At 51.9% G+C, this 26,745-nt stretch carries 20 protein-coding genes; 10 read left to right on the top strand and 10 right to left on the bottom strand.

Translation table 11 applies throughout. The annotated features are described in order from the left end of the window. Positions 1 to 58: 58 nt before the first annotated feature. The gene (locus FW767_RS00940) at positions 59 to 1,321 is read left to right on the top strand and encodes a glycosyltransferase family 4 protein (RefSeq protein WP_121697983.1); all 1,263 of its coding nucleotides are present in this window, start codon (positions 59 to 61) and stop codon (positions 1,319 to 1,321) included. Here FW767_RS00940 and FW767_RS00935 read toward each other — a convergent pair. The 6 genes from FW767_RS00935 to FW767_RS00910 form a co-directional block, all read right to left on the bottom strand. Further along, a complete protein-coding gene (locus FW767_RS00935) occupies positions 1,302 to 2,687 on the bottom strand; it encodes a DUF389 domain-containing protein (RefSeq protein WP_121697984.1) in 1,386 nt (461 codons plus the stop codon). The genes FW767_RS00940 and FW767_RS00935 overlap by 20 nt on opposite strands. Next, complete coding sequence (locus tag FW767_RS00930; RefSeq protein WP_121697985.1) at positions 2,684 to 4,171, bottom strand: lipopolysaccharide biosynthesis protein; 1,488 nt, start codon at positions 4,169 to 4,171, stop codon at positions 2,684 to 2,686. The genes FW767_RS00935 and FW767_RS00930 overlap by 4 nt, the downstream gene beginning before the upstream one ends. 22 nt (positions 4,172 to 4,193) lie before the next feature. Continuing rightward, on the bottom strand, positions 4,194 to 5,225 hold the full coding sequence (ruvB, locus tag FW767_RS00925) for a Holliday junction branch migration DNA helicase RuvB (protein ID WP_121697986.1): 1,032 nt from the start codon (positions 5,223 to 5,225) through the stop codon (positions 4,194 to 4,196). Continuing rightward, on the bottom strand, positions 5,222 to 6,286 hold the full coding sequence (locus tag FW767_RS00920) for a glycosyltransferase family 9 protein (RefSeq protein WP_235897911.1): 1,065 nt from the start codon (positions 6,284 to 6,286) through the stop codon (positions 5,222 to 5,224). The genes ruvB and FW767_RS00920 overlap by 4 nt, the downstream gene beginning before the upstream one ends. Beyond that, complete coding sequence (locus FW767_RS00915; RefSeq protein ID WP_121697987.1) at positions 6,270 to 6,878, bottom strand: DUF4254 domain-containing protein; 609 nt, start codon at positions 6,876 to 6,878, stop codon at positions 6,270 to 6,272. Before FW767_RS00915 ends, FW767_RS00920 begins: the two co-directional genes overlap by 17 nt. A 90-nt stretch (positions 6,879 to 6,968) precedes the next feature. Continuing rightward, on the bottom strand, positions 6,969 to 8,315 hold the full coding sequence (locus FW767_RS00910; protein WP_121697988.1) for an MATE family efflux transporter: 1,347 nt from the start codon (positions 8,313 to 8,315) through the stop codon (positions 6,969 to 6,971). Positions 8,316 to 8,461: 146 nt separating this feature from the next. Between FW767_RS00910 and FW767_RS00905 the strand changes: the two genes are divergently transcribed. From FW767_RS00905 to FW767_RS00895, 3 genes are all read left to right on the top strand, one after another. Next, positions 8,462 to 10,030, top strand: coding sequence for a YifB family Mg chelatase-like AAA ATPase (locus FW767_RS00905; protein WP_121697989.1), 1,569 nt, complete (start codon positions 8,462 to 8,464; stop codon positions 10,028 to 10,030). A gap of 36 nt (positions 10,031 to 10,066) precedes the next feature. Then, entirely contained in the window at positions 10,067 to 10,639 is a 573-nt protein-coding gene (locus FW767_RS00900; RefSeq protein ID WP_121697990.1) for a four helix bundle suffix domain-containing protein, read from the top strand. A 102-nt stretch (positions 10,640 to 10,741) separates the two neighbouring features. After that, complete coding sequence (locus FW767_RS00895; protein ID WP_121698081.1) at positions 10,742 to 12,412, top strand: nucleoside kinase; 1,671 nt, start codon at positions 10,742 to 10,744, stop codon at positions 12,410 to 12,412. Between the two features lie 16 nt (positions 12,413 to 12,428). On the opposite strand, the gene FW767_RS00890 is transcribed toward FW767_RS00895, so the two are convergent. Further along, complete coding sequence (locus FW767_RS00890; RefSeq protein ID WP_121697991.1) at positions 12,429 to 12,965, bottom strand: RNA methyltransferase; 537 nt, start codon at positions 12,963 to 12,965, stop codon at positions 12,429 to 12,431. 145 nt (positions 12,966 to 13,110) lie between these two features. Between FW767_RS00890 and FW767_RS00885 the strand changes: the two genes are divergently transcribed. From FW767_RS00885 to FW767_RS00860, 6 genes are all read left to right on the top strand, one after another. After that, entirely contained in the window at positions 13,111 to 15,918 is a 2,808-nt protein-coding gene (locus tag FW767_RS00885; protein WP_205523757.1) for a two-component regulator propeller domain-containing protein, read from the top strand. 132 nt (positions 15,919 to 16,050) lie between these two features. Beyond that, on the top strand, positions 16,051 to 17,073 hold the full coding sequence (locus FW767_RS00880; RefSeq protein WP_121697993.1) for a branched-chain amino acid aminotransferase: 1,023 nt from the start codon (positions 16,051 to 16,053) through the stop codon (positions 17,071 to 17,073). Beyond that, on the top strand, positions 17,073 to 17,621 hold the full coding sequence (locus tag FW767_RS00875) for an HDIG domain-containing metalloprotein (protein ID WP_121697994.1): 549 nt from the start codon (positions 17,073 to 17,075) through the stop codon (positions 17,619 to 17,621). Before FW767_RS00880 ends, FW767_RS00875 begins: the two co-directional genes overlap by 1 nt. Positions 17,622 to 17,715: 94 nt before the next feature. Beyond that, positions 17,716 to 18,336: an FKBP-type peptidyl-prolyl cis-trans isomerase gene (locus FW767_RS00870; RefSeq protein ID WP_121697995.1), complete on the top strand. Its 621-nt coding sequence runs from the start codon at positions 17,716 to 17,718 to the stop codon at positions 18,334 to 18,336. A gap of 15 nt (positions 18,337 to 18,351) precedes the next feature. Next, positions 18,352 to 19,236 carry an FKBP-type peptidyl-prolyl cis-trans isomerase gene (locus FW767_RS00865; protein ID WP_121697996.1) on the top strand — a complete coding sequence of 295 codons (885 nt, stop codon included), beginning with the start codon at positions 18,352 to 18,354 and terminating at the stop codon, positions 19,234 to 19,236. 78 nt (positions 19,237 to 19,314) lie between these two features. Next, the gene (locus tag FW767_RS00860; RefSeq protein WP_121697997.1) at positions 19,315 to 20,268 is read left to right on the top strand and encodes an acyltransferase family protein; all 954 of its coding nucleotides are present in this window, start codon (positions 19,315 to 19,317) and stop codon (positions 20,266 to 20,268) included. A gap of 13 nt (positions 20,269 to 20,281) precedes the next feature. On the opposite strand, the gene FW767_RS00855 is transcribed toward FW767_RS00860, so the two are convergent. From FW767_RS00855 to FW767_RS00845, 3 genes are all read right to left on the bottom strand, one after another. Then, complete coding sequence (locus FW767_RS00855; protein WP_121697998.1) at positions 20,282 to 22,807, bottom strand: glycosyl hydrolase 115 family protein; 2,526 nt, start codon at positions 22,805 to 22,807, stop codon at positions 20,282 to 20,284. 222 nt (positions 22,808 to 23,029) lie between these two features. Next, a complete protein-coding gene (locus tag FW767_RS00850) occupies positions 23,030 to 24,943 on the bottom strand; it encodes an arabinan endo-1,5-alpha-L-arabinosidase (protein WP_121697999.1) in 1,914 nt (637 codons plus the stop codon). A gap of 30 nt (positions 24,944 to 24,973) precedes the next feature. Beyond that, positions 24,974 to 26,734 (bottom strand): RagB/SusD family nutrient uptake outer membrane protein, encoded by a 1,761-nt coding sequence (locus FW767_RS00845; protein ID WP_121698000.1) that lies wholly within the window; start codon positions 26,732 to 26,734, stop codon positions 24,974 to 24,976. Positions 26,735 to 26,745: the final 11 nt, after the last annotated feature.

Raw genomic sequence — 26,745 nt, 5'->3', positions numbered from 1 at the left:
ACTTGGTTTTGCTCTCGCTTATCACTATATTTGCATACAGTATATAGTTCTCGCGATTATGAAGGTGCTGATAATTAATACCGCCGAGCGTAAAGGCGGGGCGGCGATTGCCGCCAACAGGCTGATGAAGGCTCTCAGTCGCAACGGCGTTGAGGCTAAGATGCTTGTGCGCGACCGCGCCACGCATGACGTCAGGGTGGTGTCGCTGCCTGCCGATATGAAGCGCAGATGGCACTTTCTTGAAGAGCGTATGCGCATATGGATAGCCAACGGCTTCAGCAAGGCCAATCTTTTTGGGGTTGACATAGCATCGTCGGGGAGCGATATAACCTCACTTCAGGCTTTTAAGGAGGCTGACGTCATACACCTGCATTGGGTGAATCAGGGCATGCTGTCGCTTGACGGACTGCGGGCCATACTCGGTTCCGGAAAGCCGGTGGTATGGACCATGCACGATATGTGGCCTTTTACAGGCATATGCCATTATTCTGATGGATGTGACCGATATACCGCCGATTGCGGCGACTGCCATTTGCTCCGTTATCCGGGAGAGCGTGATCTGTCAAGGAGGGTATTTGACCGTAAGAAAGCCATATACGGTGGCGGTGATATCGCGTTTGTGGCCTGTAGCCGTTGGCTGGCATCGCTTGCCGAAAGAGCAGCGCTGACGGAGGGCCATTATGTGACCGATATACCTAATGCCATAGATACCGAAGTGTTTTGTCCGGGTGACAAAGAAGAGGCGCGGCTGAGGCTTAAATTGCCTGCCGACAGACAGATGTTGCTGTTCGGTTCGATGAAGACAACCGACAAGCGCAAAGGCATCGACTACCTCATCGAGGCAAGCCTGCTGCTTGCGGAGAAATATCCCGAATTGGCCGATACTCTCGGCGTGATGGTGCTTGGTGCGGCTTCGGCCGAATATGCGGAGAGTTTTCCTTTTCCGATATATTGCCTTGGCTATGTCAATGACGAGCGAGAACTTGTCGATATATATAATGCCGCCGATCTGTATGTGACACCGTCGCTTCAGGACAATTTGCCTAATACTATCGTAGAGGCCATGTCGTGCGGCACACCTTGTGTCGGATTCGATACGGGCGGGATTCCGCAGATGATAGCTCACCGTGTCAATGGCTATGTGGCCCGGTACAAGTCGGCCGAGGACCTTGCCGAGGGCATTTACACGACCCTTTATGCGGGGTGTTATGATGACATGTGCCGCAATGCGCGCGCCGAGGCTGTGGCGCAGTATTCGGAGCCGGTGGCGGCCCGACGTTACATTCAGGTCTACGAGAGACTTATTTTAAAGGGGCGGTGACGAGCGACTTGCTTGCCACGATGGTTATAGGATGGGTGTTGAGGCGCGCTTCGAGGTATTCACGAAACTTCTGAGTCTGGGCTGTGCTCATAGGGCCGGAGTACTCCACGAGGGCCACGTTGATTGTGTCAAGACGGCGGCTGTCGATGTCGCTGGCTATACCTCGGGTGATGGCAATCTCTTTTACATTAGGAAACAGTATTTTTATCTCGGGCGATATGGTGGCGCTCATGGTGTCGTTGCGCGCCATCAGGGCCGTTGATGCACGGAGCGAGTCTATAATCTCCTGCTGGCGGGTGATGGTGGACTGTGTTACCTGATACATGTCGCGCAACATGCTTGACGTGGCCTGTGTAACGTCGAATCCCGACGAGTTGTCGCCTTGTATGATGCGCAGTTTGGTGCCTGCGATATGATAGTCATTCATCTTGTCGGTAAGGGCCAGCAGCAGCGAGTCCTGCGGTAGTATGCGTCCTACGAGCGACACGGTGAGCGATTTCCGGCCGTTTTTCATTACCGCCTTGTGGCTTAATACCTGAGTGCCGTCGAAGTTGCATTGCTGGTCGACAAACCGGTCGCAGTTGGACATGAACATGTTTTCCTTATACATGTTCACCGTGAGGTAGCAAGCCGGCAGCATTGTCAGAAACGCTATTGTGTATACGACGTTGCGCACTTTGTGGGCCCGTTGCGGATTGGTAAAGTCCTTTGGATGGTATTTCATCAATTTGACGCCCATGGTGGTGGCGCATGCTATGAATACTGAATTGATGAAGAACAGATACAGCGCTCCAAGAAAATAGTTCAGCTGCCATGTGGCAATACCGTAGCCGACCGTGCACAGAGGCGGCATAAGAGCGGTGGCTATGGCCACGCCCGGAATGACGTTGCCTTTGATTTTGCTGCCTATGGCAAGTATGCCTGCCGCACCGCCGAAGAAGCCTATAAATACGTCATAGATGGTAGGTGATGTACGTGCCAGCAACTCGCTGTGGCCCTCGTTGACTGGAGATATCAGAAAGTACACACATGACGTGGCCACGCTGAAGAGCGTAGCCATCATAAGGTTGCGGAAAGAGCGTTTGATGAGGTCGAAGTCATGGATGCCTACCGCAAGCCCGATGCCGATGATAGGACCCATGAGCGGCGATATAAGCATGGCGCCTATTATGACCGCCGTGGAGTTGACGTTAAGCCCCAGCGATGCTATGAATATGGCTACTATAAGTATGATTATGTTTATGCCGCGAAACGACACTCCTTCTCTGATAGCTGTTTCGGCTTCGGACTGCGGTATGAGGTAACCGTTCAGATCGAAGTAACCGAACATTTTTGTCTTCAACTTCTGAAAATCTATATTTTTCATCGTCTGATATGGATGAGTTGCTTAATTGTTATATGCTCCGTACGACATACAATGCCCATATATAAAATCAGTAACACTGTGCGGAATATAAGGTTGACCCATTCGGCATGAAAATCCGCAAACATGGCTGCGACATAAAGCACTGCCGCTACCGCGCAATAGAAGAGCAGTCTCGGGATGTTGTAGTTTATGGGAAATACCGAGCGCCCCACAAAGTAGCTTGCGAGCATCATTATGCCATAGCATGCCAGCGCGGCCCAAGCGCAGCCCATATAGCCCCATCGTGGCACGAGGACTATATTGAGCGTGACCGTGATGACGGCCCCGAGCAGCGAGAACCATGCGCCCCATCGTGTGCGGTCGGTGAGCTTGTACCATAGCGACAAGTTGAAAAATATGCCGAAAAACAGCTCGGCAAGCATGATTAAGGGCACGACCCTGAGCCCCGAAAAGTAGGCAGGCGATATGAAATACTTGATTATGTCGAGATAAAACATCACTCCGAGGAATATGAACAGCGCGAAGATAAGAAAGTACTTCATCGCGTCGCTGTAAGCCTGAAGTTTGCCGGTCCCTTTCTCCTTGTTCTGGGCGAATATGAACGGTTCGTAAGCGTAGCGGAAGGCCTGAATGAACATGACCATGACTACGGCTATCTTGTAGTTGGCGCCGTATATGCCAAGTTCGGTCATGGCCTCGGCTTTGTCCGTGATTAGTACAGGGAGCAGCAGCTTGTCGACGGTCTGGTTCATGATGCCCGCTATGCCGAGAATGAGAAACGGCGATGAGTACCGCAGCATGTCCTTGAGCAGCCGGCCGTTGAATACGAGCGGTACCGACATGATGTCGGGAAGCAGCAGTACAAGCATCAGAGCCGATGTTATAAGGTTGGCCAAGAAAATATAGCCTATGCCATAACCGGGGTCATAGAACCATGATATGGATTCGGGGCATCGGTTCCAGAGCCACGGGCACAGCAGTATGAAAAACAGGTTGAGGCCTATGTTGAGACCTATGTTGAGCAACTTCAATGTGGCAAACCGCATGGGGCGCTTCTTGAAGCGCAGATAAGCGAAGGGTATGGAAGTGTATGCGTCGACAGCCACGGCAAGAGCCATAAGCCAGATGTAGGACTCGTGACCCGCGCAGTTGAGGGCATCGCTTATCGGATGCAGGAATATGAGCGTGAGCGCGAAAAATATCGTTGAGGTGACCCCGAGCGATACGAGTGAGGTTGAGTAGACTTCATCGGGATTATCATAGCGGTCATGGTTGGCAAACCGGAAAAAGCCGGTCTCCATGCCATAGGTGAGTATGATAAGAGCAAAGGCTACCACAGTATATATATATGTGACTACGCCGTACTGTGCGGCCGGAAACATGTTGGTGTACAGCGGCACGAGACACCAGTTGAGAAAACGTCCTACAATACTGCTTAAGCCGTAGATGGCTGTGTCCTTTGCCAAACTTTTTACTCCTGCCATCGCTGAAACGTAAAATAAGTTTTTAACCGAATAACGACCCTGCACGTCCTTCCGTGCCGTGCCCGAGGTGTATGTAGGCCAGTTCTGTCACTTCACGACCGCGGGGAGTACGTTTTATGAAGCCTTCTTTTATGAGGAAAGGTTCATATACCTCCTCGATAGTGCCGGGGTCTTCGCCAAGGGCCGTGGCTATGGTGTTGAGGCCGACGGGGCCGCCTTTGAATTTGGTTATTATTGTTGTAAGTATCTTGTTGTCGATCTCGTCAAGACCGTAACGGTCTATGTTGAGCGCTTCGAGAGCATAGCGCGCTATCTCCGGCTCTATTATGCCGCTGCCCTTTACTTGTGCGAAGTCTCTGACACGCCGTAGCAGGGCGTTGGCTATACGCGGGGTGCCGCGGCTGCGGAGTGCTATCTCATGGGCGGCTTCCGCCGTGCATTTTACATTCAGCAGCCCTGCCGAGCGCAGCACGATGCGCTCCAATACTTCGTGGTCGTAGTATTCGAGATGACAGTTTATGCCGAAGCGCGCACGCAGTGGCGAGGTGAGAAGTCCGCTACGCGTGGTGGCTCCGATGAGAGTGAACGGCGACAGCGAGAGCTGCACCGACCGTGCGCCCGGACCTTTGTCAATCATAATGTCGATGCGGTAGTCCTCCATAGCCGAGTACAGATACTCCTCGACTACCGGGCTGAGGCGGTGTATCTCGTCGATAAACAGTACGTCGTTTTCCTCAAGCGATGTAAGTATGCCGGCCAAATCGCCGGGCTTGTCGAGTACGGGTCCGGAAGTTATTTTTATGCCAACTCCGAGTTCGTTGGCTATGATTTGCGACAGCGTGGTCTTTCCGAGTCCGGGAGGTCCGTGCAGCAATACATGGTCGAGCGACTCGCCACGCAGTTTTGCCGCGGCTACAAATACCTGAAGGTTGTCGACGACTTTGTCCTGACCGCTGAATGAGTCAAATTCAGAGGGGCGCAGGGCTTTCTCTATATCTTTGTCACGGTCGTAGCCGGTCTGTGAGTCGCGTATGTCGAAGTCTTCTTCTGTCATTGGCCGTCAAGGATGGAGTTGACTTTTGAAAATATGATCTGGGGAGGAAGTCCGGCGAGGCAATAGTAGTCTCCGCGGCTGCACGGTTTGTTGCCGAACACGGAGCACGGACGGCACGTCATGGGTAGCTGTACGATGTCGCTCTCGCGCTGTTTGAAGCCTTTGAAGCCGCAGTATGGGTGAGTTGCTCCCCATATGCTGACTACTCGCACGCCCACGAGTGAGGCCAAGTGCATGTTGGCCGAGTCCATCGACACCATTGTGTCGAGATGACTCAGCAACGCCAGCTCCACCGGAAATCCGTGTCTCTTTTCTGACAGATTTATGACCCGGGGGTATTTTGCGGCCCATTCGCCGAGTATGCGTTTCTCCTCCTCGCCGCCGCCGAAGAGAAATATCGTTATATCTTCGCGTCCTGTCAGTTCGTCAATGACCCTCTCCATCAGTTCCGGAGGATATATCTTGCCTTTATGCTTGGCAAAGGGTGCTATGCCCACCCATTTTTCACCCTCTTTCTTGGGGGGAGTGACGGAGGCGAATATCTCCGGGTCGGCTTTGCCGCTGTCGTAGATGCTTGTGAATTTTTCTTCAAGGGCGAAGCCGAAGTTGAAGAACACCTCGCGGTAACGCGCTCTTGACGATATGAGCGGAAGCATGACCTTGTTACGCGGTCTTGTAAGAGCACGCTTGTGGCGGCGTCCTTTTCTTATCGACCTGCATCGTATGCCTTGAAGCATGCAGGCGGCCCGTAGCATGTAGGTGCGCAACACGCCGTGCAAGTCGGCGAACGCGTCAATGGCGTAGACGCGGCGAAGCTCTTTGAGCAGGCGCACGTAGTCGCCGAAAGTACGGTATTGCTTGACGTCGATGCCTAGTACGGTAAGGTTTTCGGGCGGATTGACAAACATGGACGTCTGCCCCGACTTGGTTATGAATATGAAGCGTGTGCCCGGATTGCAGCGGCATACCGAGTAGACCACGGGTATGGTCATGGCTACGTCGCCGAGTGCGGAGAAGCGGGCGACAAGAACGTTTTTCGGCAGGTTATTGTTTCTGGCCATAGAGTACCGGATTGGTAGCCGGGTCGTTGTACATTTTCATCTGACGGTATACCTTCATGTATTTTTTACCTGCTGCTATATCGTCAAGCAGTTGGTCGATGGCGCTGATCAGGTCGGCACGCTGTTCGCTGAGCACGTCAAGTTTTGCACGGCATTTGGCTATATGCTCAGGCGAAGCGTCGGTACGGTCCACCTCGGCCTGCATGTGATATATCTTGAGGGCGAGTATCGACAGTCGGTCGAGGGCCCAAGCCGGACTTTCGGTATTTATCGTTGCGTCAGCAAGGACGGCCACGTCGTCGTACTTCTCGCGGAAGTATGTGTCGAGCTCTTCGACCATATCTGTGCGGTCTTGGTTGGAGCGGTCGATGCGGCGTTTGAGGGCGAGGGCTTCGACCGGGTCTATGGCCGGGTCACGTATTATGTCCTCAAGATGCCATTGCACCGCGTCGATCCAGTTTTTGGCAAACAGGGTGTGCTCTATCGAGCCTTCCTTGTAAGGGTTTTCCACTTTTGCGTCCACATTGTCGTAGTCATGATACAGAGCGGTCGTTTCCTCAAATATCCGATAACTGTCTTTTGCAAAATCCATAGATAAAACTTTTGTATTATATTTCACAAAGATAATGAAATTTGTATTGCAACAAGCCGCTATGTCGAAAATTTAAGCATGACGGCATGGTCATGCGGCTTTTTCGCGGGTGGATTTCATAAAAAAGTACAGAAACAGGGCCGCGGCCATGAACAGACTCACCGAAAAACTGAGTATTATGCCATAGGTGCCCAGTCCTGCCGTGAAAGCCAGCAGATATGTGGCCGGTATGCCTCCGATTATATAGCATACAAAGGCTATCCATATCATTGGCATCACGTGTGATGTGCCTCGCAGGGCGTTTGCAAAGTTTATCTGTGTGGCGTCGCCGAGCTGGTATAGCACGAGCGGCACTATGAGTACCATAGTGGCGGCTATGACCTCGGGGTCCTCGGTGAAGGCGTGTATCATGGCCTCTTCAAAGAAAATGAATATGAGCGATGACACAGTGGCGAGGGCAAGCATTATGTGGTAGCCTGCAAAGGCGGTGCGCCGCATGCCTGTGCGGTCGCCGAGTCCGGCGGCGTTTGATACGAGCACCGATACTGCGGAGCCCATGCTGTAATATATGCAGAAGCCGAGTGTGCCGGTGATGACTATTATCTGAAATGCCGCAAGGCTTATGGCTCCGAGCCATCCGGCCATGACAGCGGCGATGGTGAATGACCCCGACTCGAAGGTCATCTGAAGTGCCACAGGCCATGACGTACGGTTGATCTGTCCTATGGTGAGCGATGACAATGAGGAGCTGATGAAGCCGTCGCGGTATAGGCGGAAACGTTTTGCGCAGAAAAAGATGACTATCACCGCCACCGGACAGAGTACGCGGGCGAAGAGTGTGCTGTAGCCGGCTCCTATAAGGCCGAGTTCGGGGCATCCCCAATGTCCGTATATGAGCATGTAGTTGCCTATGATGTTGCATAGGTTTGATGCGAGTATTATCCACATGGGTAGTGCCGTGCGGTTTATGGCGAAGAGCCATTGTGCAAATACATTGAAGAGCGCTACGGGCACCATGCCGCACAGTACTATCAGGTAATAGGGACGTATTAGCGGCATAAGTTCCACGGGCTGTCCGAGCCGGTCGAGATTAAGCCATATGACACCCATTATGGCCGATACAAGCAGCGCGAAGATGATGTTGACGAGCACTCCGTTGCGTATCATGGCGCCGATGGTGTCGAAGCGCTTCTGTGAGAAAAGGGCTCCGATGAGCGGCGTGAGTCCGTAAGTAAAACCGATACAGGCAAATGTGGCTACGTTAAACACGTTGTTGACAAACGAGGCCGATGCAAGCGCTTCGGTTGAATAGCGCCCTACCATTATATTGTCGGCAAAGGCCACGACAATCATGCCGAGCTGCCCTATGAGGATGGGTATGCCGAGTTTGATGATGGCGGCATAATTTTCGCGATATTTTCTCCAGACTTGCTTCATAATATTTAAATTAAGAGTGCAAAGTTACTCAAATGCGGCGACAGTACAAAAACAGGCTGTTCGGCAAAAAGTAAATTTATTTGCTTTTGCTCCGGACTTATTCGTATCTTTGTGAAAAACCATCGTTATACTAAAATCATAATCCTATGCTTATAAAGACTTACGGAGCCGCGGTGCAAGGTATTGACGCCATAATCGTCACGATAGAGGTGGCCGTGGAGATAGGTGCATCGTTTAATCTTGTAGGTCTGCCCGATACGGCCGTCAAAGAGAGCTATCAGCGTGTAAGGTCGGCTCTGAAGCAGTCGGGGCTGGAGTTTCCGCGCCGTTCGGTGGTCATCAACATGTCGCCGGCCGATGTAAAGAAGGAGGGAGCGGCCTACGATTTGCCCATCAGCCTTGCCATACTCGCCGCTTCGGAACAGCTGGCCTGTTGCAACCTCGATGACTATCTTATCATGGGCGAGCTGTCGCTTGACGGCTCTGTGCTTCCCATACGCGGCGTTTTGCCTATGGCTGTAAAGGCGCGTCAGCTCGGCTATAAGGCCATGATAGTGCCAGAGGACAATGTCACCGAGGCGGCGGTGGTCAATAACATCGACGTTTATGGAGTGAAGAGTCTCGTGCAGGTTGTGAAGTTTCTTAACGGAGAGATGCCTTTGGCGCCCACCGTTGTCAATACCCGCGAGGAGTTTGGTCGGGCTGTCACCGATTTTGACTTTGACTTTGCCGAGGTCAAGGGTCAGGACAACGTCAAGCGTGCTTTTGAGGTGGCTTGCGCCGGCGGCCATAATATACTGCTTGTGGGTGCGCCCGGCTCCGGCAAGTCGATGATGGCTAAGCGTCTGCCGTCCATATTGCCGCCGCTCACGCTTCAGGAAGCACTTGAGACCACCAAAATACACTCCGTGGCCGGAAAATTGAAGAGCGGTTCGAGGCTCATGACGCAGCGTCCGTTCAGGTCGCCTCATCATACCATATCGCCTGTAGCTCTTGTAGGCGGTGGAGCCAATCCTATGCCCGGAGAGATATCGCTGGCTCACAACGGAGTTTTGTTTCTTGATGAGTTCCCTGAATTTTCACGTTCGGTGCTCGAGGTCATGAGGCAGCCGCTCGAAGACCGTCGCATAACAGTGTCACGAGCCAAGTATTCGATTGATTATCCGGCCGGATTTATGTTGGTGGCTTCGATGAATCCATGTCCGTGCGGCTACTATAATCATCCCGCCAAGGAGTGCACCTGTGCCCCGGGACATGTGCAGAAATATCTTAACCGCATTTCCGGTCCGCTGATGGACCGCATTGACATTCAGGTCGAGATCATGCCGGTACCCTTTGACGAATTGTCGGCCATGAAGCGCGGTGAGTCAAGCGCCCTCATCCGCGACAGGGTTACCCGTGCCCGTGCCATACAGTCGAGGCGCTTTGCCGGAGAGCGGTCGGTTTACTGCAACGCCCAGATGAACGCCCGGCTTATCGAAAAGCATGTCAGTCTTGACAATGCGTGCATGGACATAGTCAGAAACGCCATGAAACGCTTCGACATGAGCGCCCGCGCCTACGACCGCATCCTTAAGGTAGCGCGCACCATAGCCGACCTCGACGGCAGCGAGCCCATACTCCCCCGCCATATGCAGGAAGCCGTCAGCTACCGCAACCTTGACCGCGCCTCATGGGGCAGCACTTTCAACTACAAGGCCAATAAAACAAATTAGACCAATTAGTCCAATTGGACCAATAATAATCATACTATGCACGATAATGACTTCCTGCCGCAGCGTGGTAATTTCAGAAAGCTGATTGCATTTCAAAAATCGGAGTGTATCTACGATATTACGGTACTGTTTGCTCGTAAGTTCTTGCAAAAAGGCGACAGAACAGTTGACCAGATGATTCAAGCTGCCCGTAGCGGCAAGCAGAATATCGCAGAGGGATGTTCTGCATCGACTACTTCACGTGAAACCGAGATAAAGTTGCTTAATGTCGCAAAAGCCTCTCTTCAGGAACTACTGCTTGATTATGAGGATTATTTGCGTATCAATAACTATGTACAGTGGTCAAAAGACAATCCTCGTCTCATTAAGCTCAGGATATTGTGCTCTCAACATAATGACTCGGCTTATTATCGTGCAATTTTCGAAAAGTGTAATCAGGAAATGGTTTGTAATCTTGCTATAACCCTCATTCATCAGACTGATGTTTTTCTTCGTAAATTTATTGAACGTGCTAAAGACGACTTTCTTAAAAATGGTGGAATTCGAGAACAAATGACCAAAGCACGTATAGCCTATCGAAACTCCGGCACCTCTAAATTGGACAAATAAGTCTGATTAGTCTAAGTTGGTGATGTATGACTGAACTTATCACGTAAAAGTTTTGTATCTTTACAAAGACGATTTTTGTTTCAACTATTAATAATGGTTTTTATGAGTACTCAGCTTAAGGTTTATTGCAAGAATGTGGAGCGATATATATCATTTGAGGGGGGAGCCACGCTCACTGACATATATGAAAGTGTAGCCGACGAACTGCCGGAGCGTCCGATATGCGCGCAGGTCAACAACAAGACGGAGGACATGCAGTTTCCGCTCTTTTCGCCGAAGCAGGTGCTCTTTCTGACGGCGCAGAGTCCGTCGGGACACCGTGTGTATGTGAGGTCGCTTTGCATGATGCTTTACCGGGCTGTGGCGGCGCTTTATCCGGGTGTGCGCCTTATGATAGAGCATTCCGTGTCAAGAGGCTATTATTGCCGTCTTGAGGGCGATGTCAAGGTCGACGGCGGAGTGGTAGGCAGCCTGAAAGCCTACATGAAGGAGCTGGTGGGCCGCAATATACCCTTTGAGCGGAAGGAGCGGCTTACTTCCGATGTCATAAAAATATTTGAGAAGCAGGGGCTTCACGACAAGGTGAAGCTGTTGCGCACCACTCATGAGCTTTACACCGTGTATTACCGTCTTGACGGAGTATGCGACAGCTATTATGGAAACCTTGCCCCGTCTACGGGGATGTGTGCCGTATTTGACCTTATATTATATAAGGAGGGCTTCCTGCTTATGGGGGCTGACAGCAATAATCCGGAGGTGGCCGCATCGCCGATAGCGCAGGAGAAGATGTATCATGCGTTTACCGATTATCTCGCTTTCAACCGGGTGATAGGGGTGGATGATGCAGGTGACCTGAACAACGCTGTAGCCGGCAAGGAGACCGCCATGCTGATCAATGTGGCCGAGGCCTTGCATGACAAGAAAATAGGACGTATATCGGACGAAATATCGCGACGCTATGCCGAAGGCGGGGCGAAGGTGGTGCTTATCGCCGGCCCGTCGTCGTCAGGTAAGACTACATTTACCAAGCGCCTTGCCATACAGCTGATGACCAACCTTCTGGAGCCTAAGATGATATCGCTCGACGACTACTTCGTGAACCGCAACGTGACTCCGCGCGATGCCGACGGCGAATATGACTTCGAGTCGCTTTACGCTCTCGACCTCGACACGTTTAACCGCGACCTCAACGCGCTTATAGCCGGTGAGGAGATTGACCTACCGACCTATAACTTCGAACTTGGTCAACGTGTATATAAAGGACGCAAACTTAAGCTCAACGATAATTCGGTGCTGCTTATCGAAGGCATACACGGGCTGAATCCCGAGTTGACCTCGCATATAGACGCCAAGATGAAGTATATGGTCTATGTGTCGGCGCTGACCACGCTGTCGATTGATGATCACAACTGGGTGCCCACGACCGATAATCGACTGCTGCGCCGTATAATACGCGATTACAAATATCGAGGTGTGTCGGCTGCCGATACCATAAAGCGATGGCCGAGCGTGCGTCGCGGCGAGGAGCGCTGGATATTTCCCTTTCAGGAAAATGCCGACGCCATGTTTAACTCGTCGCTCATATTCGAGCTTGGCGTCATGAAAGAGTTTGCCGAAGAGATACTTAACGGTGTGCCGCGCGACATTCCGGAGTATGCCGAAGCATTCAGGTTGCGGAAACTGTTGAGTTACTTCACCCCTATAACCGACCGCCTTATACCCTCTACATCTTTGTTGAGGGAGTTTCTGGGAGGGTCGTCATTCCATTATTGACACTCTCATGTGTGCTTTATTGCCTAAGTTGCATATGGGCGAAGAGCTGCCATAGGGCTATGCCGGCGCTTACCGACACGTTGAGCGAGTGCTTGGTGCCGAATTGCGGTATCTCGAGGCATACGTCGCTTGCATCCACCACATCCTGCGCCACTCCCTTTACTTCGTTGCCGGCGACGAGTGCATACTTCATGCCCTCGCGAGGTGTGAATGACTCAAGCGACACGCTGCCCTTGACCTGCTCGAGGGAGCACACGGTATAACCGTCGCGCTTGAGTTGTCTGACTGCTTCGAGGGTGTCGTCGCAGTATGTCCAGTCGACAGAGTCCTCGGCTCCGAGTGCTGTCTTGTGTATCTCGGGCGACGGCGGGGTGCCGGTGACACCGCATAGCAACACCCGCTCCACTGCAAAGGCGTCGCATGTGCGCAGTATTGCCCCGACATTGCTCAGGCTGCGTATGTTGTCGAGTACCATGACTATGGGCACTTTGGGCGCTGTCTTAAAACTGTCGGGAGTTATCCGGTTAAGGTCCCAGATTGTTTTTTTCTCCATTACTTATACTTATTTTGTACAAAATTACGGAAAAAATTACGACAGAGTGAGTGTAAAAGGACTTTATGGAGTATTATAAATAAAAAGATATGCTAAATTTGCATTTAAAAAATAACCTTAAACTCCCGTATAGATGTGTAAACCGATGAAATCCGCAGGCAGAATCGAAGCAATTGATATATTGCGTCGTATTCTGGTGTTATTGCTTGCGGTATGGGGTTATGCATATTCGTGTACAGGCGCTACAAGAAATTTTTATCATCTTTCTTCATCGGAGGGGCTGAGTGACATACTTGTCAATACCATATACAAGGACTCAAAAGGCTATGTGTGGCTGGGCACCGGTGTTGCTCTCGACCGTTTCGACGGCAATAATATCAGGTCGTATCATTTTCCCGGATCAAAGTCTGGACCCGAAAGAGTCAATGCTATCACTGAAGGAAAAAACGGCGAGATATTCGTAGGCAACCATCAGGGACTGTTCAGGCTGAGTCCCGACAGCAGGGAGCTGTCTGCCATATGTCCTGATAAGATCAATTTCCCGGTAAATACGCTTGTGTACCGTGCCGAAGAGAGTGTCTTGTACATAGGGTCGCGTTATGGCTTGTTTGTCTACAGGACGGCAAGCGATTCTATAGCTCGACTGCTGTTGCGCGATGACGTGCTGTCAAAAGACAATGAGGTGACCGCATTGTGGCCCGACGGCGACGAGGGTATGTGGATAGCTGCGTCGCGCACACTTTATCATCTGGATTTTGCCACGCGCCGTACCGAGGTCTACAGGGTGCCGGTGAGCAGTACGGTGTCACGCCTTTCGGGGCATGACGGATTGCTTTTTGTCGGTACTACCGGTGACGGGGTCATATTTTTCGACATAGAACGGCGCGATTTTACCGATAGCATAGATATAGGCAACGACATAATCACCTCCTTGTCGGCCGATGATGACGGCTATCTGTATATAGCCACTGACGGAGAGGGCATATTCATATACTCGGTGCCCGAGGGCAAAGTTGTATGTAATCTGTCGTCGCGGTCGGCTGATGGCTCCCGGCTCCGGAGCAATTCGGTATATTCTATGCTTATTGATGACCGCGGACTGCTTTGGGTAGGCTATTATCAGGACGGTGTGGATTATACGCCTTATTTTGACAGCATATTCGAGACATATTCCTACCCCGGAGTGATCGATACCGGTACAATGGCTGTCAGAGCCGTATCGATCGACGGACCCCGCAAGCTTATCGGCACTCGCGAAGGCCTCTACTACATCGACGAGAGAACAGGGCGTTCGGCCACATTCAGTTTTCCGGAAATACGGTCCAATATAATATTTTCGATAGCTCTTTATCGCGGTAAGTATTATATAGGCACTTACGGAGGCGGCATGTATGTCTTTGATCCGGACACACTGCTTCTGACCGACTTTGACAATACTCGTCAGCCGTTTTACGGCGAGTCGATATTCTCTATCGTTGTCGATGATGACGACAACATGTGGATCGGGACATCGCGCGGGCTTTTTCGCTTCAGAAACGGACAGGAGACAGCCTGCTACAACGAGGCTAACTCACAGTTGCCGGCAGGCAATGTATACGAGATATTTTTTGACAGCTCGGGCCGAGGGTGGATGTGTGCCGAAAACGGCATGGCCGTGTGGAACGGCGAGACTCTGTCGGCCGACCGTTTCCCAAAAGGATTCGTCAATAATACCAAGATACGTGATGTCTACGAGGACTCTGAGCACAATCTTTATTTTGTACCCGACCGCGGTCAGGTGATAAAGTCCAATCTGGCGCTTACGCATTTTGAGCCCATACCGTTTAAGAGCGATGTGTCCAACTCTATAATCACATTTGTATTTGAGGATACGGAGGGCTGGCTGTGGTTCGGTACCGAAAAGGGCCTTGTGAGATATGATAAAAAATCGGACTTCCGTATGTTTAACAATGCTGACGGATTGTTCCACTCCGTATTTACCCTCTGTCCGCCGCAGCGTGATGATGACGGAAACCTGTGGTTTGGCAATACACTTGGTCTGATAAAGTTGGATTCTGACCGTCTTAAACGCCAGCCGTCAATCGACAATCCCGTATATATAACAGATGTTTATGCCAACGGCGAGAGTGTAACCGGACTTATCGGCAAAGAGGACGGGGAGTCTGTGTTACGGCTGCCGCGTGATAAGAATAATCTTTCGGTGAATTATTCCAATCCACAATACATAGCTCCGGAATATCAGTACATAGAATATCGTCTTGACGGTTATGACTCGGAATGGAAAAAGAAGATAGGCAAGTCGCCGATACTTTATTACGACCTTAGTCCGGGTACCTATATGTTGCGTGTACGCCGTGGCGACGGACGTCCGGGCGAGTCCGCTCTTAAGATAACGGTGGAGTCGCACTTCAGTTGGATTGTGATATCCATGTCGGTCCTGCTTCTTGTGGCTGTCGCGCTCCTTGTTATATTCATGGTGGGACATAGGCGTCATCGTAAGGAACTGCGCATGCATTTCGAACTTGCCGAGCTGTCAGCTCGGCAAGCAGCCGCGGCTGCTGAAGAAGAACGCCGTAACAGATACAAATCCTTGCGCATGAGCGACGAGGAGTGTCAGCGGCTTCTGAAGCATCTTGACAAGATAATGAAGACGAAGAAGCCATATACCGATCCCGGCCTGAAAAGCGGTGATTTGGCCCGGTTGGCAGGAGTGTCGGGGCACGAACTGTCATTTCTGTTCAATCAGTATCTTAAAAAGAGCTACTATGATTACATCAACTGGTATCGTGTGGCAGAGTTCAAGCATATAGTGGACGAGTCAGACCCTTCGCGCTATACTCTCACGGCTCTGTCGCAGATGTGCGGATTTTCGTCGCGTGCCACGTTCTTCCGTCATTTTAAAAACGTGACCGGTGTCACTCCCGCAGAGTACCTCAGAGGCAAGGGCCGGTAATGTGACGCATGTGCAATGTCTTGGCGTTTACGTTAAGACATTGCACATGCGTTGAAGCGATAAAATTCTCGTATAAATTATATATTATTGAATAATTATCGTTAATTTCGCAGAAATTGAAATAATATAATTATGGATACAGAACTGGATTGGGGTAAGCTGTCATTCGGCTACATCCCCACTGACTACAATGTGCGTTGTTATTACCGTGATGGAAAATGGGGCGATGTAGAGATATCGCAGTCCGAGACCATCGACCTGCATATCGCCGCGACCTCCCTGCACTACGGACAGGAAATTTTCGAAGGTCTTAAAGCGTTTCGCGGAAAGGACGGTAAAATAAGGATATTCAGACTTGAAGAAAACGCCAAGCGCATCATAAGTTCAGCCAAAGGTCTGCTGATGGCCCCCGTACCGGAAGAACTATTCTGCGAGATGGTAAAGAAGGTGGTGAAGCTCAACGAACGTTTTGTGCCCCCTTATGGAAGCGGTGCGTCGCTTTACATACGTCCTCTTGAGATCGGCATCTCGGCTCAGGTGGGTGTCAAGCCTGCTACCGAGTATCTGTTTCTGATACTCGTCACTCCGGTAGGGCCATATTTCAAGGAAGGTTTCAAGCCTACCAACATATGCATCATGCGTGAGTTTGACCGAGTGGCTCCCAAAGGCACAGGCCGCTGGAAGGTGGGCGGTAACTACGCCGCAAGCCTTGAGGCGGGCGAGAAAGCTCACGAACACGGCTATTCGGCTGTACTTTATCTTGACCCCCGGGAGAAGAAGTATCTTGACGAATGCGGTCCGGCCAACTTCTTTGCCATCAAGGACGGCAAGTACATAACCCCGGCGTCGGACTCGATACTGCCTTCTATAACCAACAAAAGCCTAATGCAGCTTGCCCGCGACATGGGTATTGAGGTCGAGCAGCGCCACATACCTATCGAGGAGCTCGAGTCTATACAGGAGGCGGCCGCTTGCGGCACTGCCGCTGTAGCTTCGCCCGTAGCGGAGATTGATGATCTCGACACAGGCAAAAAATACGTGGTAAGCAAGGACGGCAAGCCGGGTCCGGTAGTCACGGCTCTTTATAACCGTCTGCGTGCCATACAGCTCGGCGAAGAGGAGGACATCCATAACTGGAACACAATCGTCGACTGATGACCGCCGATTATCAGGCCATAATAGACAAGTATTATCCCTCCGATAACGAGTTACGGACCATATACATGCGACATGCGCGTCAGGTGACCGCGCTCGCTCTCGCCATCAACAGCGAGCGCGGGCTGGGGCTTGACGCGCATGAAGTGGCCGGTGCGGCCATGCTTCATGACATAGGCATATTCGCCACCTCCGCGCCCGGCATACATTGTACAGGCGCGTATCCATATATTCGTCACGGAGTTATAGGCGCGCGGTTGTTGCGCGCGGAGGCTATGCCCGAAGAATGGGCCCGTGTGGCGGAGCGGCACACCGGTACCGGTATAACAATGGAGGACATAATAAGTCAGAACCTCGACCTGCCGCTTGCCGACTATTGTCCCGAGACGATGCTTGAAAAACTCATATGCTATGCCGACAAGTTCTACTCAAAAAGCGGCGACATGGAAAAGAAGACGCTCAGTCGCGTGCGTAATTCCATAGCGCGTCACGGAGGCGATTCATTAGCTCGGTTTGACGAGCTTTATAGCCTCTTTGGTGAAGTATAAGGGCAATTTATCTATTTTTACATAAAGTTAATATATAAATCCAAATATTCTCTCTAATTTTGCACACTTACTCATATTTAAAACAGTGACTGTTATGGACAATCAGAATTTAGACCGTATAAGCTATGCTCTCGGACTCAGCATGGGCAATAATTTCCGCAGTTCGGGCATAAAGACTCTTGATATCAAAGATTTCGCCGACGGAGTGGCCGCTGTGTTCGAAGGAGCTCAGCCTAAGATGAGCTATGACGAGGCCAAAGCCGAAATAAAGGCATTTTTTGAGGCGATGGAGGCCGAGCAACGTGCCGCTGCCGCCAAGATGGGCGAAGTCAACGAGGCTGCCGGCAAAAAATTTCTTGAAGAGAACGGCAAACGCCAAGAGGTGAAGACTACCGCATCGGGACTTCAGTACGAGGTGATCAATGAAGGTACCGGCAAACAGCCCGTGGCAAGCGACAGCGTGACTGTACACTATACGGGCAAACTGATAGACGGCACCGTCTTTGACAGCTCTGTGGAGAGAGGCGAGCCCGCCACATTCGGCGTGACTCAGGTGATACCCGGATGGGTGGAGGCTCTTCAGATGATGAAAGAGGGTGCGAAATGGCGTCTTTTCATACCGTCCAATCTCGCCTATGGTCCTAACGGCGCCGGCAATGTCATCGGCCCCAACTCGACCCTTATTTTTGATGTGGAACTAATAAAAGTAAATTAATAAACCGTTATTACAATGAAGAAATTTATTCTTGCCTGTGGAGTAGGTGCCATGCTTATGAGCGTGACAGCCTGCAACAAGTCACAGGCCGCAAGCAGCGAGGATGCTGCATTGAACGACTCAGTGTCGGTGCTGTTCGCTAAAGTTATCGGCAGTCAGTTTAACGAAAACTTCACCCGTGAGGGCGATCCTAAGATGGATAAGGCCGCTTTTATGCGCGGTTTGCAGACTGCTGTCATGGTTGACACTGCTGATGTGGCTTATCTTCAGGGTCTTAGCATGGGTACTCGTTTGGCCCAGCAGTTCAACTATTTCTACCAGCAACTCGGTGTTGAGGTGGACCGCAACGAGTTCATGGCCGAATTCAAGAAAGCTTTCATGGCCGACAGTGTCGGTGACTCCATGATGGACCAGCAGCTTCTCAACAATCTTATGGAGAAAGCTCAGGCTCGTGCCGAAGAGCGTAAACTCGAAGAGCTTAATAACGCTCCCGAAGCCGTAGCCAACCGCAAGGCCGGCGAAGCCTACATCGACTCTATAAAGGGCAAGGATGCCGCTATCAAGACTACCGCATCGGGCCTTTCGTACAAGGTCATCAACGAAGGTGCAGGCGACTCTATCACCGACAAGGATCAGGTAGCTGTCATCTATACCGGAGAGCTTATCGACGGTACTGTGTTTGACGACTCCAAGGGTGAGGCCCGTACATTCAGCCCCCGCAACGTCGTGCCCGGCTTCGGTGAAGGTCTGAAGATGATGAAGAAGGGCGCCAAGTATGTGCTTTACATCCCCGGTGACCTCGCTTACGGCGTGAAGGGACAGCCCTATGCCAAGATCGGTCCTAACCAGACTCTTATCTTCAATGTAGAGGTGGCTGACGTCAACCCCGGCAAGAAGTAATAAGACAAAATACATCAACCTTTCAATAGGCGGGCCGTGACTCGACTGTCAACGGCCCGTTTTTTATCACTTTTCCGCATGAGAGAGCGTGTTGCGACGGCTGATTTTGTAAAATGTATATGCATCATACTTATGGTGCTCTTCCATCTGGTGTGTGTCGAGGAAGCCTATCCTTACGCCAAGGCTGTCGTATATACGTTTCATATGCCGGTATTTCTGTTTCTGTCGGGTTTGTTTGCCAACATGAGCAAACCGGCGGCGGTTTTCGGTCGATACATTCTGTGGATATTCATACCTTATGCCGTCATGGAAGCCGCTTACACAGGCATGTCGGCCATTCTGCCGGTCAGAGGCGGAGTCGAGTCGCTGTCACCTGCCGTGATCATTCACAACGTGTTTTTTCAGCCCATGGGGCCTTACTGGTATCTGCACACGCTCATTGTGGCGCTCCTTGCGTGCTATCTGTGCAGTGTGGCGTGCCGTCGTTTGCCTACGCTGTTGTTTATTATCGTTCTGTCGCTGTGTTTGGGCGTGTTGTCGTACATCGGCCTCCTGTCAGCCGATAGCGCGCTGTATTTTATACTCGGAGTTGCGGTAGGACGTTGCCATATGGACTTCGATGTGCTCTTCCGTCCCACGGCATTGGCTTTTGTGCCGCTGGTCATACTTTGCTGTTTTCCTGAAAATCTTGACCGGTTCACGCTTGCGGGCTTAGCCATAGTCTATCTGTCTGTGTGCTGCATGCTTTGGATTTACCGGTTTATACCCGTGCGTATAAAGTCGGTCATGCACTTTATAGGCCGCAATACTCTGCCGATATTGCTGTTTTCACCCATATTTACCATGGCGAGCAAGGCTTTTTTGCCGTTGTTCAGCTTCGATTCTACACTTGTTTTATTTGCCTGCATTGCCGTGCCGTTTGCTGTCGGTGGCTCGCTGTTCATTGCGTGGGCTATGGACAAAACGCGATTTTCCGTCATATTTTTCGGAAAACCGCGTTCTATCAGTGCTTATTCCACTCAATTGGACTAATAGGTCCTATAGGCTAATTACGGGAGCAGGATGACTCGGTGCCGTATAGGTACTGCGGAGTGTATGCGCCGAGGTCCACAACTATTTTTTCAAATACGGTGCCTTCATCGATGGGGCGCAGCGTAAGTGTGGCGTAGCCGTCTTTGTCGGTTGCTACAGGGAGTTCAACGGTCTTTTCCACTACGCGTCGTGCCACGGTGGGATAGAATATATCGTATATGTTTTCTTTAGCTTCGTTTAGATTGTGATTGTAGTTCACGACAATCGGCTCTCCCGCACCGAAATCGACTTCATAGCGGTGGCCGTCACGGTTCTTGAATGCGAGAGTCGACTTCACAACCACCGTTACAGCCGCTTTTGATGTGCCTGAAGGCAACTTCATGCGGTAGGAGAGCGAGGCTCCGTCGAGGGGTGCTGTGTAGGGCATGGCGCTTATGCCGCTAAGGGTGCGGCCCATGTCGGGTATTACGGTCCATTGTACCGAATCGCCGTCGCATGCTTTGTAGAAGTGCTCGGCTTCGATGACGACATATCCTCGGCCGTCTTCGTCAAATGTATATCCTCCCTTTGATGTGTCGGCAACACGCTTTACGGCCGGCATTGTGTCGGCGGGGAATCCGTCGTGCCAGCTCGTGTATCCGATATGCTTCTGTGTCATCATGCCGTTCCACTTGCCTGATGCGATCTCGTGGTTATAAGCGTCACAGAGTTCACGGTCGCGGTTGAAGCAGCGCTCCACATTGTCGGCATACTTGTTGGCTCTCGGGTCGCCATGACTGTACAAGGCCAGATTCATGGCTTGTGAATAATACATTTCATAGAGGTTGGACATAGCCTGAACGGGGAAGAGGATGAGCTGCCGGTAGGCGTCGCGGTATTCGGGTCTGAGAGTGAGGAACTGGCGCAGAGCTTCGGCTTCGAGGCGGGCGTACTCGTCGGCCACGGTTTTCCACTCGCCTGTGGCGAGGTTGTATGTTTTATGGTCGAGCATTTCGGGGGTCACCCGTCCGTTGTACTTGCTGTAGAGGTTGAGTATTCTTGAGGCTTCGTCGGCTTGGTCTTCGCCGAACTGACGGGCGCAGAAGAGCCGGGTGTGGTCGGTGATATTGCCGGCTCCGTATTGGCGCGGGCTCCATGCCATGTCAAGAAACAGCGTTATGGGGTACTCCATGGGTTTGAGGTCGCCCACGTTGAGAACCCATAGTCTGTCGACACCGTAGTCGTAAGTGAGCGAGAGCTGTTCCCACATGTTCTGCACGGGAGTTACGTTTAGCCACTTGGTGTTGCGCGGCGCTCCCACGTAGTCTACGTGATAGTACATGCCCCAGCCGCCGGGATGTTTGCGCTCTTTGGCGTCGGGAAGCCTGCGTACGTTGCCCCAGTTGTCGTCGCAGAGGAGCATTATCACATCGTCGGGCACTCTCATGCCTGCATCGTAGTAGTCGAGCACCTCCTTATACAGAGCCCATATCTGGGGTGTCTCCGACGCGGGTCGTCCCGTCTCGCGGGCAATGATGCGCCGCTGATTTTTGACTATTGACTCCATCAGTTTTATGTTGGTGCCCTCCTCCATGGCTTCGTCGCCGTCGCCTCGCATGCCGATGGTGACAATGTCTTCAGTGTCCTTTATACGTCGCACACCTTCGCTGAAGAAGCGGTCGAGGGTCTTTTTATTGGTCTTGTAGTTCCACGCGCCGTAATTTTTGCGGTTGCGGGCCCATTCCTGATGATTGCGGCCCATCGGTTCATGGTGCGATGTGCCCATGACGATGCCCATACGGTCGGCTGTGGCCGAGTTCTCGGGGTCATCGGCGTAGAAGGCCCATCCCCACATGGCGGGCCACATGAAGTTGCCTTTAAGACGTAATATCAGCTCAAATACATCGGCATAGAACCGGTGGTCGCCATAATCGGTGCCGTAATGATTTTTGACCCATCCCGTGAGACAGGGAGCCTCGTCGTTGAGGAATATGCCACGGTATTTCACCGCCGGTTCACCATCGGTGTATACGCCGGGTTTTATGTATACGTTATTCTGACGGATGACAGGAACGTCGGCCCACCAGTACCACGGCGATACGCCCATCTGCTCCGACAGTTCGTAGATGCCGTATACGGTACCGCGGCGGTCGCTGCCGGCTATGACCAGCGCTTCGTCCACACCCGGTGCGGGGTCGCTGACTGTTGTGAGCAGATATTTTTCATATTTGTCTTTGAGTGCGGAGCCGTCGATGGCGCCTTTCTCGATGAGACGGTCTATTACCGGGGTACCGCATGTACCTATTATTATACCGCGGGCCGGTGCTTCTGCGGTAATGGCGGCAGGAGTGCCCGATACGCGCCCGAAGTCTTCGCACAACGATTTGGCGGCTATTCTCACAGCCTCGTCCACACCCTTGTCGAGATAAACGGGCAGAGGCCGGCCGTTGTCAATGACATTGAAAAGCCCCTTGTCAGGGGTAAATGACACAAAAGGCTCTGCGGCGTTAAACACAGCCACGCACAGCAATGTCGCAAGAAAGCATAATGAACGTCTCATAACAATATTTATCGGTTGTTTTCTCAAAGTTAAACAATAGTGCGTAACAACACAACCCCACCATGCAAAATGAGACCATAGAGTATGGTTTATGTAACATATCAGACTGATTAGTCAAATCTGGTCTGATAAAAATGACAGGCCGCAATCAATAGATGCAGCCTGTCATGAGGGGTCGGAGAGCCGAAGGGGCAGTGGCCCGCCGAGAGTCTAAAATAATCTTTACCTTAGTTTTTTGCCCCAGAATGTAGTGCGGTTGTCAATACCCGCGTATACTATGGTATGGGTGCGCGGAGCAGCCTCCCAGTCACATTCACGCATGAGGTACAGCTCTACGGAGCCTACTGTCAGTATACGGGCTTCTGCGTCATAGCTCCATGCGGCTCCGTCCCACTGACCTCCGGTCACGGTATGGTCCTCGTTTAGGGTTATGCCTACCGACTCTTTCATAGTCTCGTACTGATAGCCGAGGTCGATGTTCTCCCAGTTGCCGATGAGCTCTTCTTCAGCAATGGCTACCTGCGGCACGGCTCCGTAACGTTCGGGCATTACCACCGGCCATCCGCTCTTGGTCCATCGGATGCTGCGCACATGTCCGGTCATGAGTGCATTGCTGGCTTCGTTGCCCTGAATGCCGACAGGAAGACGTCCTTGCGAGGCGTAGAACCAATTGCCCTCGCCGTCATCAAAGACCGCGCAGTGCGATATGCCTACCCAGCCGTAGTGACCGTTGAACTTGTAGGGATGGGTGACTATGGGGTATGCGTCGCCGCCGGCATTGGTGCAGTCGGTGCCGTCGATGCCGAGATAGGGGCCTGTGATGTTTTTGGAGCGCACGACACGTGTATTGTAGGGTACTCCCAAAGCGTCATAAGCGAGGAAGAGGTAGTAATAGCCGTCATGATATATGATCTCCGGACCTTCCGAGGCCTGCCAGCGGTTGCCCATCTGTCGGGTATATATGAGTTTGCCGTAGGAGGCTATGTCGGCATCTGTGCCCCACGGATTGCCGAGGTTGGCGGGCTTGCCGCTTTCAGCATCGACTTTTACGGCAGCGATGCCGCTGTTCCAAGAACCGTAGACAAGCCAATGTTCGCCCGCGTCGGTTATGATATAGGCCGGGTCTATGGCATTGAACTTGTAGTAGCAGTTGGCCCAGTCATCGGCGGCCACGTTGAAGTCCAGACCCCGGTCGGAAGCGTTTGTTATGACATAGCCCTTGTCGACCCAACCCGAGTTGTCGGCGGGGTTGGTGTTTTCCATAAGGCCTATGAATGCTCGCTCGGCCCAAGTGCCTTCACCGTTGATAGAGCCGGGGCATACGATGGAGTAGTACATGCGGTACAGGTTGTCGCTGACTTTGCGGACAACGGGAGCCCAGTAGCCGAATGCGTTGACATCGGGATTGGCTTCTTCAAGTCCCATGGCCTTGCGAATCTCGTTGAGCTTGGGCACAACCCACTCGGGAAGTTCGGGCATGGTGGCGCCGAGATACTCCCAGTTGACGAGGTCCTTCGAGCGGCGTCCGTGGAAGTGTCCTCCACCCTCGATGTGTACGTTGCCGTATGAAGCGTCGGTCTGGTACATATAGTAGTAGCCGTCGGCGGCTTTTACTACCGAGGGGTCATGTACGTTGGCGAGGTTCCATTGGTCGCGTGCGCTCCATCCGGCAATGGCCACGTAGTAGTCATTGTCTTTGGGCGCAACATAATTTTCAAGCATCTCCTCGGGTGTTCCCTCACCGGTGGTTATGGTAAACTCGGGAGAGTATTCAAGGTCGCTGTTGTCATACACGGCCACATAAGCGCGTATGTAATATGTGGTGGACGGGGCGAGCCCGGTCAGGGTTGCAGTCATTTTGTTGTCGATGACCGTGGCTTTTACCGCATTGCCGTAGATGGTGGGGCCCGGATTGACGTCGTAGCAGAAGCCTGCACCGCTTGAGCGGAAGTCAGCCGCCATATCGAATGTAGCCTCCACATCGGCCGAGGTGGCGTTGATTACCGGAGCGACAGGCGTCGATACTACGGCTTTGGGGTCGCCGTAGCTGTAGCCGTTGTCGTCATCGTCGCAGGCACCCGTAAGAAGGGTGACTGCCGACAATGCGCTGTAAAGAAATATTCTGGATATTTTCATGAGATATCAATATTAATAAGTGAGGGGGGATTACATCTCCCAGCCTGTGTTCTGAGGCATACCGGTTTTCTGGATTTCGCTGAACGGTACGGGGAAATAGTAGTTCTTGGGTGAATTGAAGGTCTGTGCGGAGTATTTTTCCGACAATCCGTAGTTGAAGTGGCCTTCGGTATTGATAGTGACACCGTAAAGATTGTATATCTGCTGATAGCGCGGCAGATTCTTTTCGGAAGCGGGAGTCTTTCCTTCGAAGAGCTTCCAGCGGCGGCAGTCGAAGAAGCGGTGGTCTTCGAAGCATAGCTCGATGCGGCGTTCGTTGCGTATGCGTTCAAGCAGAGTGGCATCGTTCATGCCCGAGTATGCCGGCATGCCTACACGGTCGCGCAGTTCGTTGATGTACTGATAGGCCTGACTTGCCTGACCTGCTTCGGTAAGAGCTTCGGCTGCGTTGAGCAGAATCTCGGCATAGCGGAATATCGGACAAGCCACACGCTGGTTGCCCACGGTACCGTCGAAACGTATGTTGTGGACATACTTTTTGCAGTAATATCCGGTACATGTACCGCCGTTACCGCGTGAGTAGTCTATACCGTCGGGTATGTGCATGTCGAGCTGACGGGCTTCATCACCGTCGCCCCAAGTCATGCCGTGGTGGAAGATGGTCTGTGCAAGTCGAGGATCGCGGTTTGCGTAAGGATTCTGCGGGTCGTAATCGGGATCATTCTCGATGGTAAGACCTTTGGTGGTTTCGTATGCGTCAACGAGGTTCTGGGTGGGGTTGTTGTAGCCAGTGTTGCTCAGCTTGCCGGAGAAGCCGCAAGGACCGTTGAAGTATACGAGGTTCAGGGTGTTCCATACCGACCGGCTAAGTATGTACTCATTGGACATGACGGGGTCGGATGTGAACACGTCGTAGTAGTTTTTCTGAGGATCGTTGTCGGTAGTACGGTGCAGACGGTACTTGTTGGCTACAGTGTTGTTCTTGGCGATGAAGTCGAGAGCTGCCGTAGCCGCTTCCTGCCAGCGGCCTTTGTCGCCCGAGGGGTTATTGAGAGCCGAGGCGCGATAGAGTAGCGCGCGTGACTTAAGCGCATAGGCCGCCGCGCCGTTCACGCGACCCCAGTTTTCATCTTCGTTGGCGTAGCGGAATGGCAGTTTGTCTTTCCAGACATCCATTTCGTCGGCCACCCACTTTAGCGCTTCTTCAGCGGATGTGCGTTCGGGAAGTGTGACACCGGGCGACAGTATGATGGGATTGCCTTCCTCGTCGTCAGCCACCAACGGTATGGCTCCGAAATAACCGATAAGGTCGAAGTGGAGCAGAGCGCGGATTACACGTACCTCGGCGCACCAGCGTTCATAAAGTTTGTTGTCATCGCCGGGCTTCTCGGCATTTCCGATTACCGAGGGTTTTGCGTTGGCAAGGAACTGATTGCACGCGCGGATGCCGTTGTAGCGGTTTTTCCATATGTCGGAGGCAAACCAGTGGTTGGAGGCGTCATATGCGTCATCCATCACGGAGTGATAACGCGCCACACCCCAGTAGTCGATGGAGTTGTCGGTCATGCAGTCCTGTGACAGACGGAATTGTGTGTCTGAGTATCCGGCAAACGCATCGGGGAGATAGGTATATATGTTGGCATACACACCGCGTGTCATGTTGAAGTCGCTGAACACGAACTCGGGCTGAAGAGTAAGGTCGACCTCTTTGTCAAGGTAAGAGTCGCTGCATGATGCTCCCGTTATAGAGAGCACCGCAGCAATGTATAGAGAAATTTTACTGAATTTCATAATTTTAAGGT

The sequence above is a fragment of the Heminiphilus faecis genome (genome assembly GCF_008728965.1).
Taxonomy (GTDB): Bacteria; Bacteroidota; Bacteroidia; order Bacteroidales; family Muribaculaceae; genus Muribaculum; species Muribaculum faecis.
The sequence above is the reverse complement of the archived record's forward strand: the minus strand, read 5'-3'. Positions and strand labels throughout refer to the sequence as shown.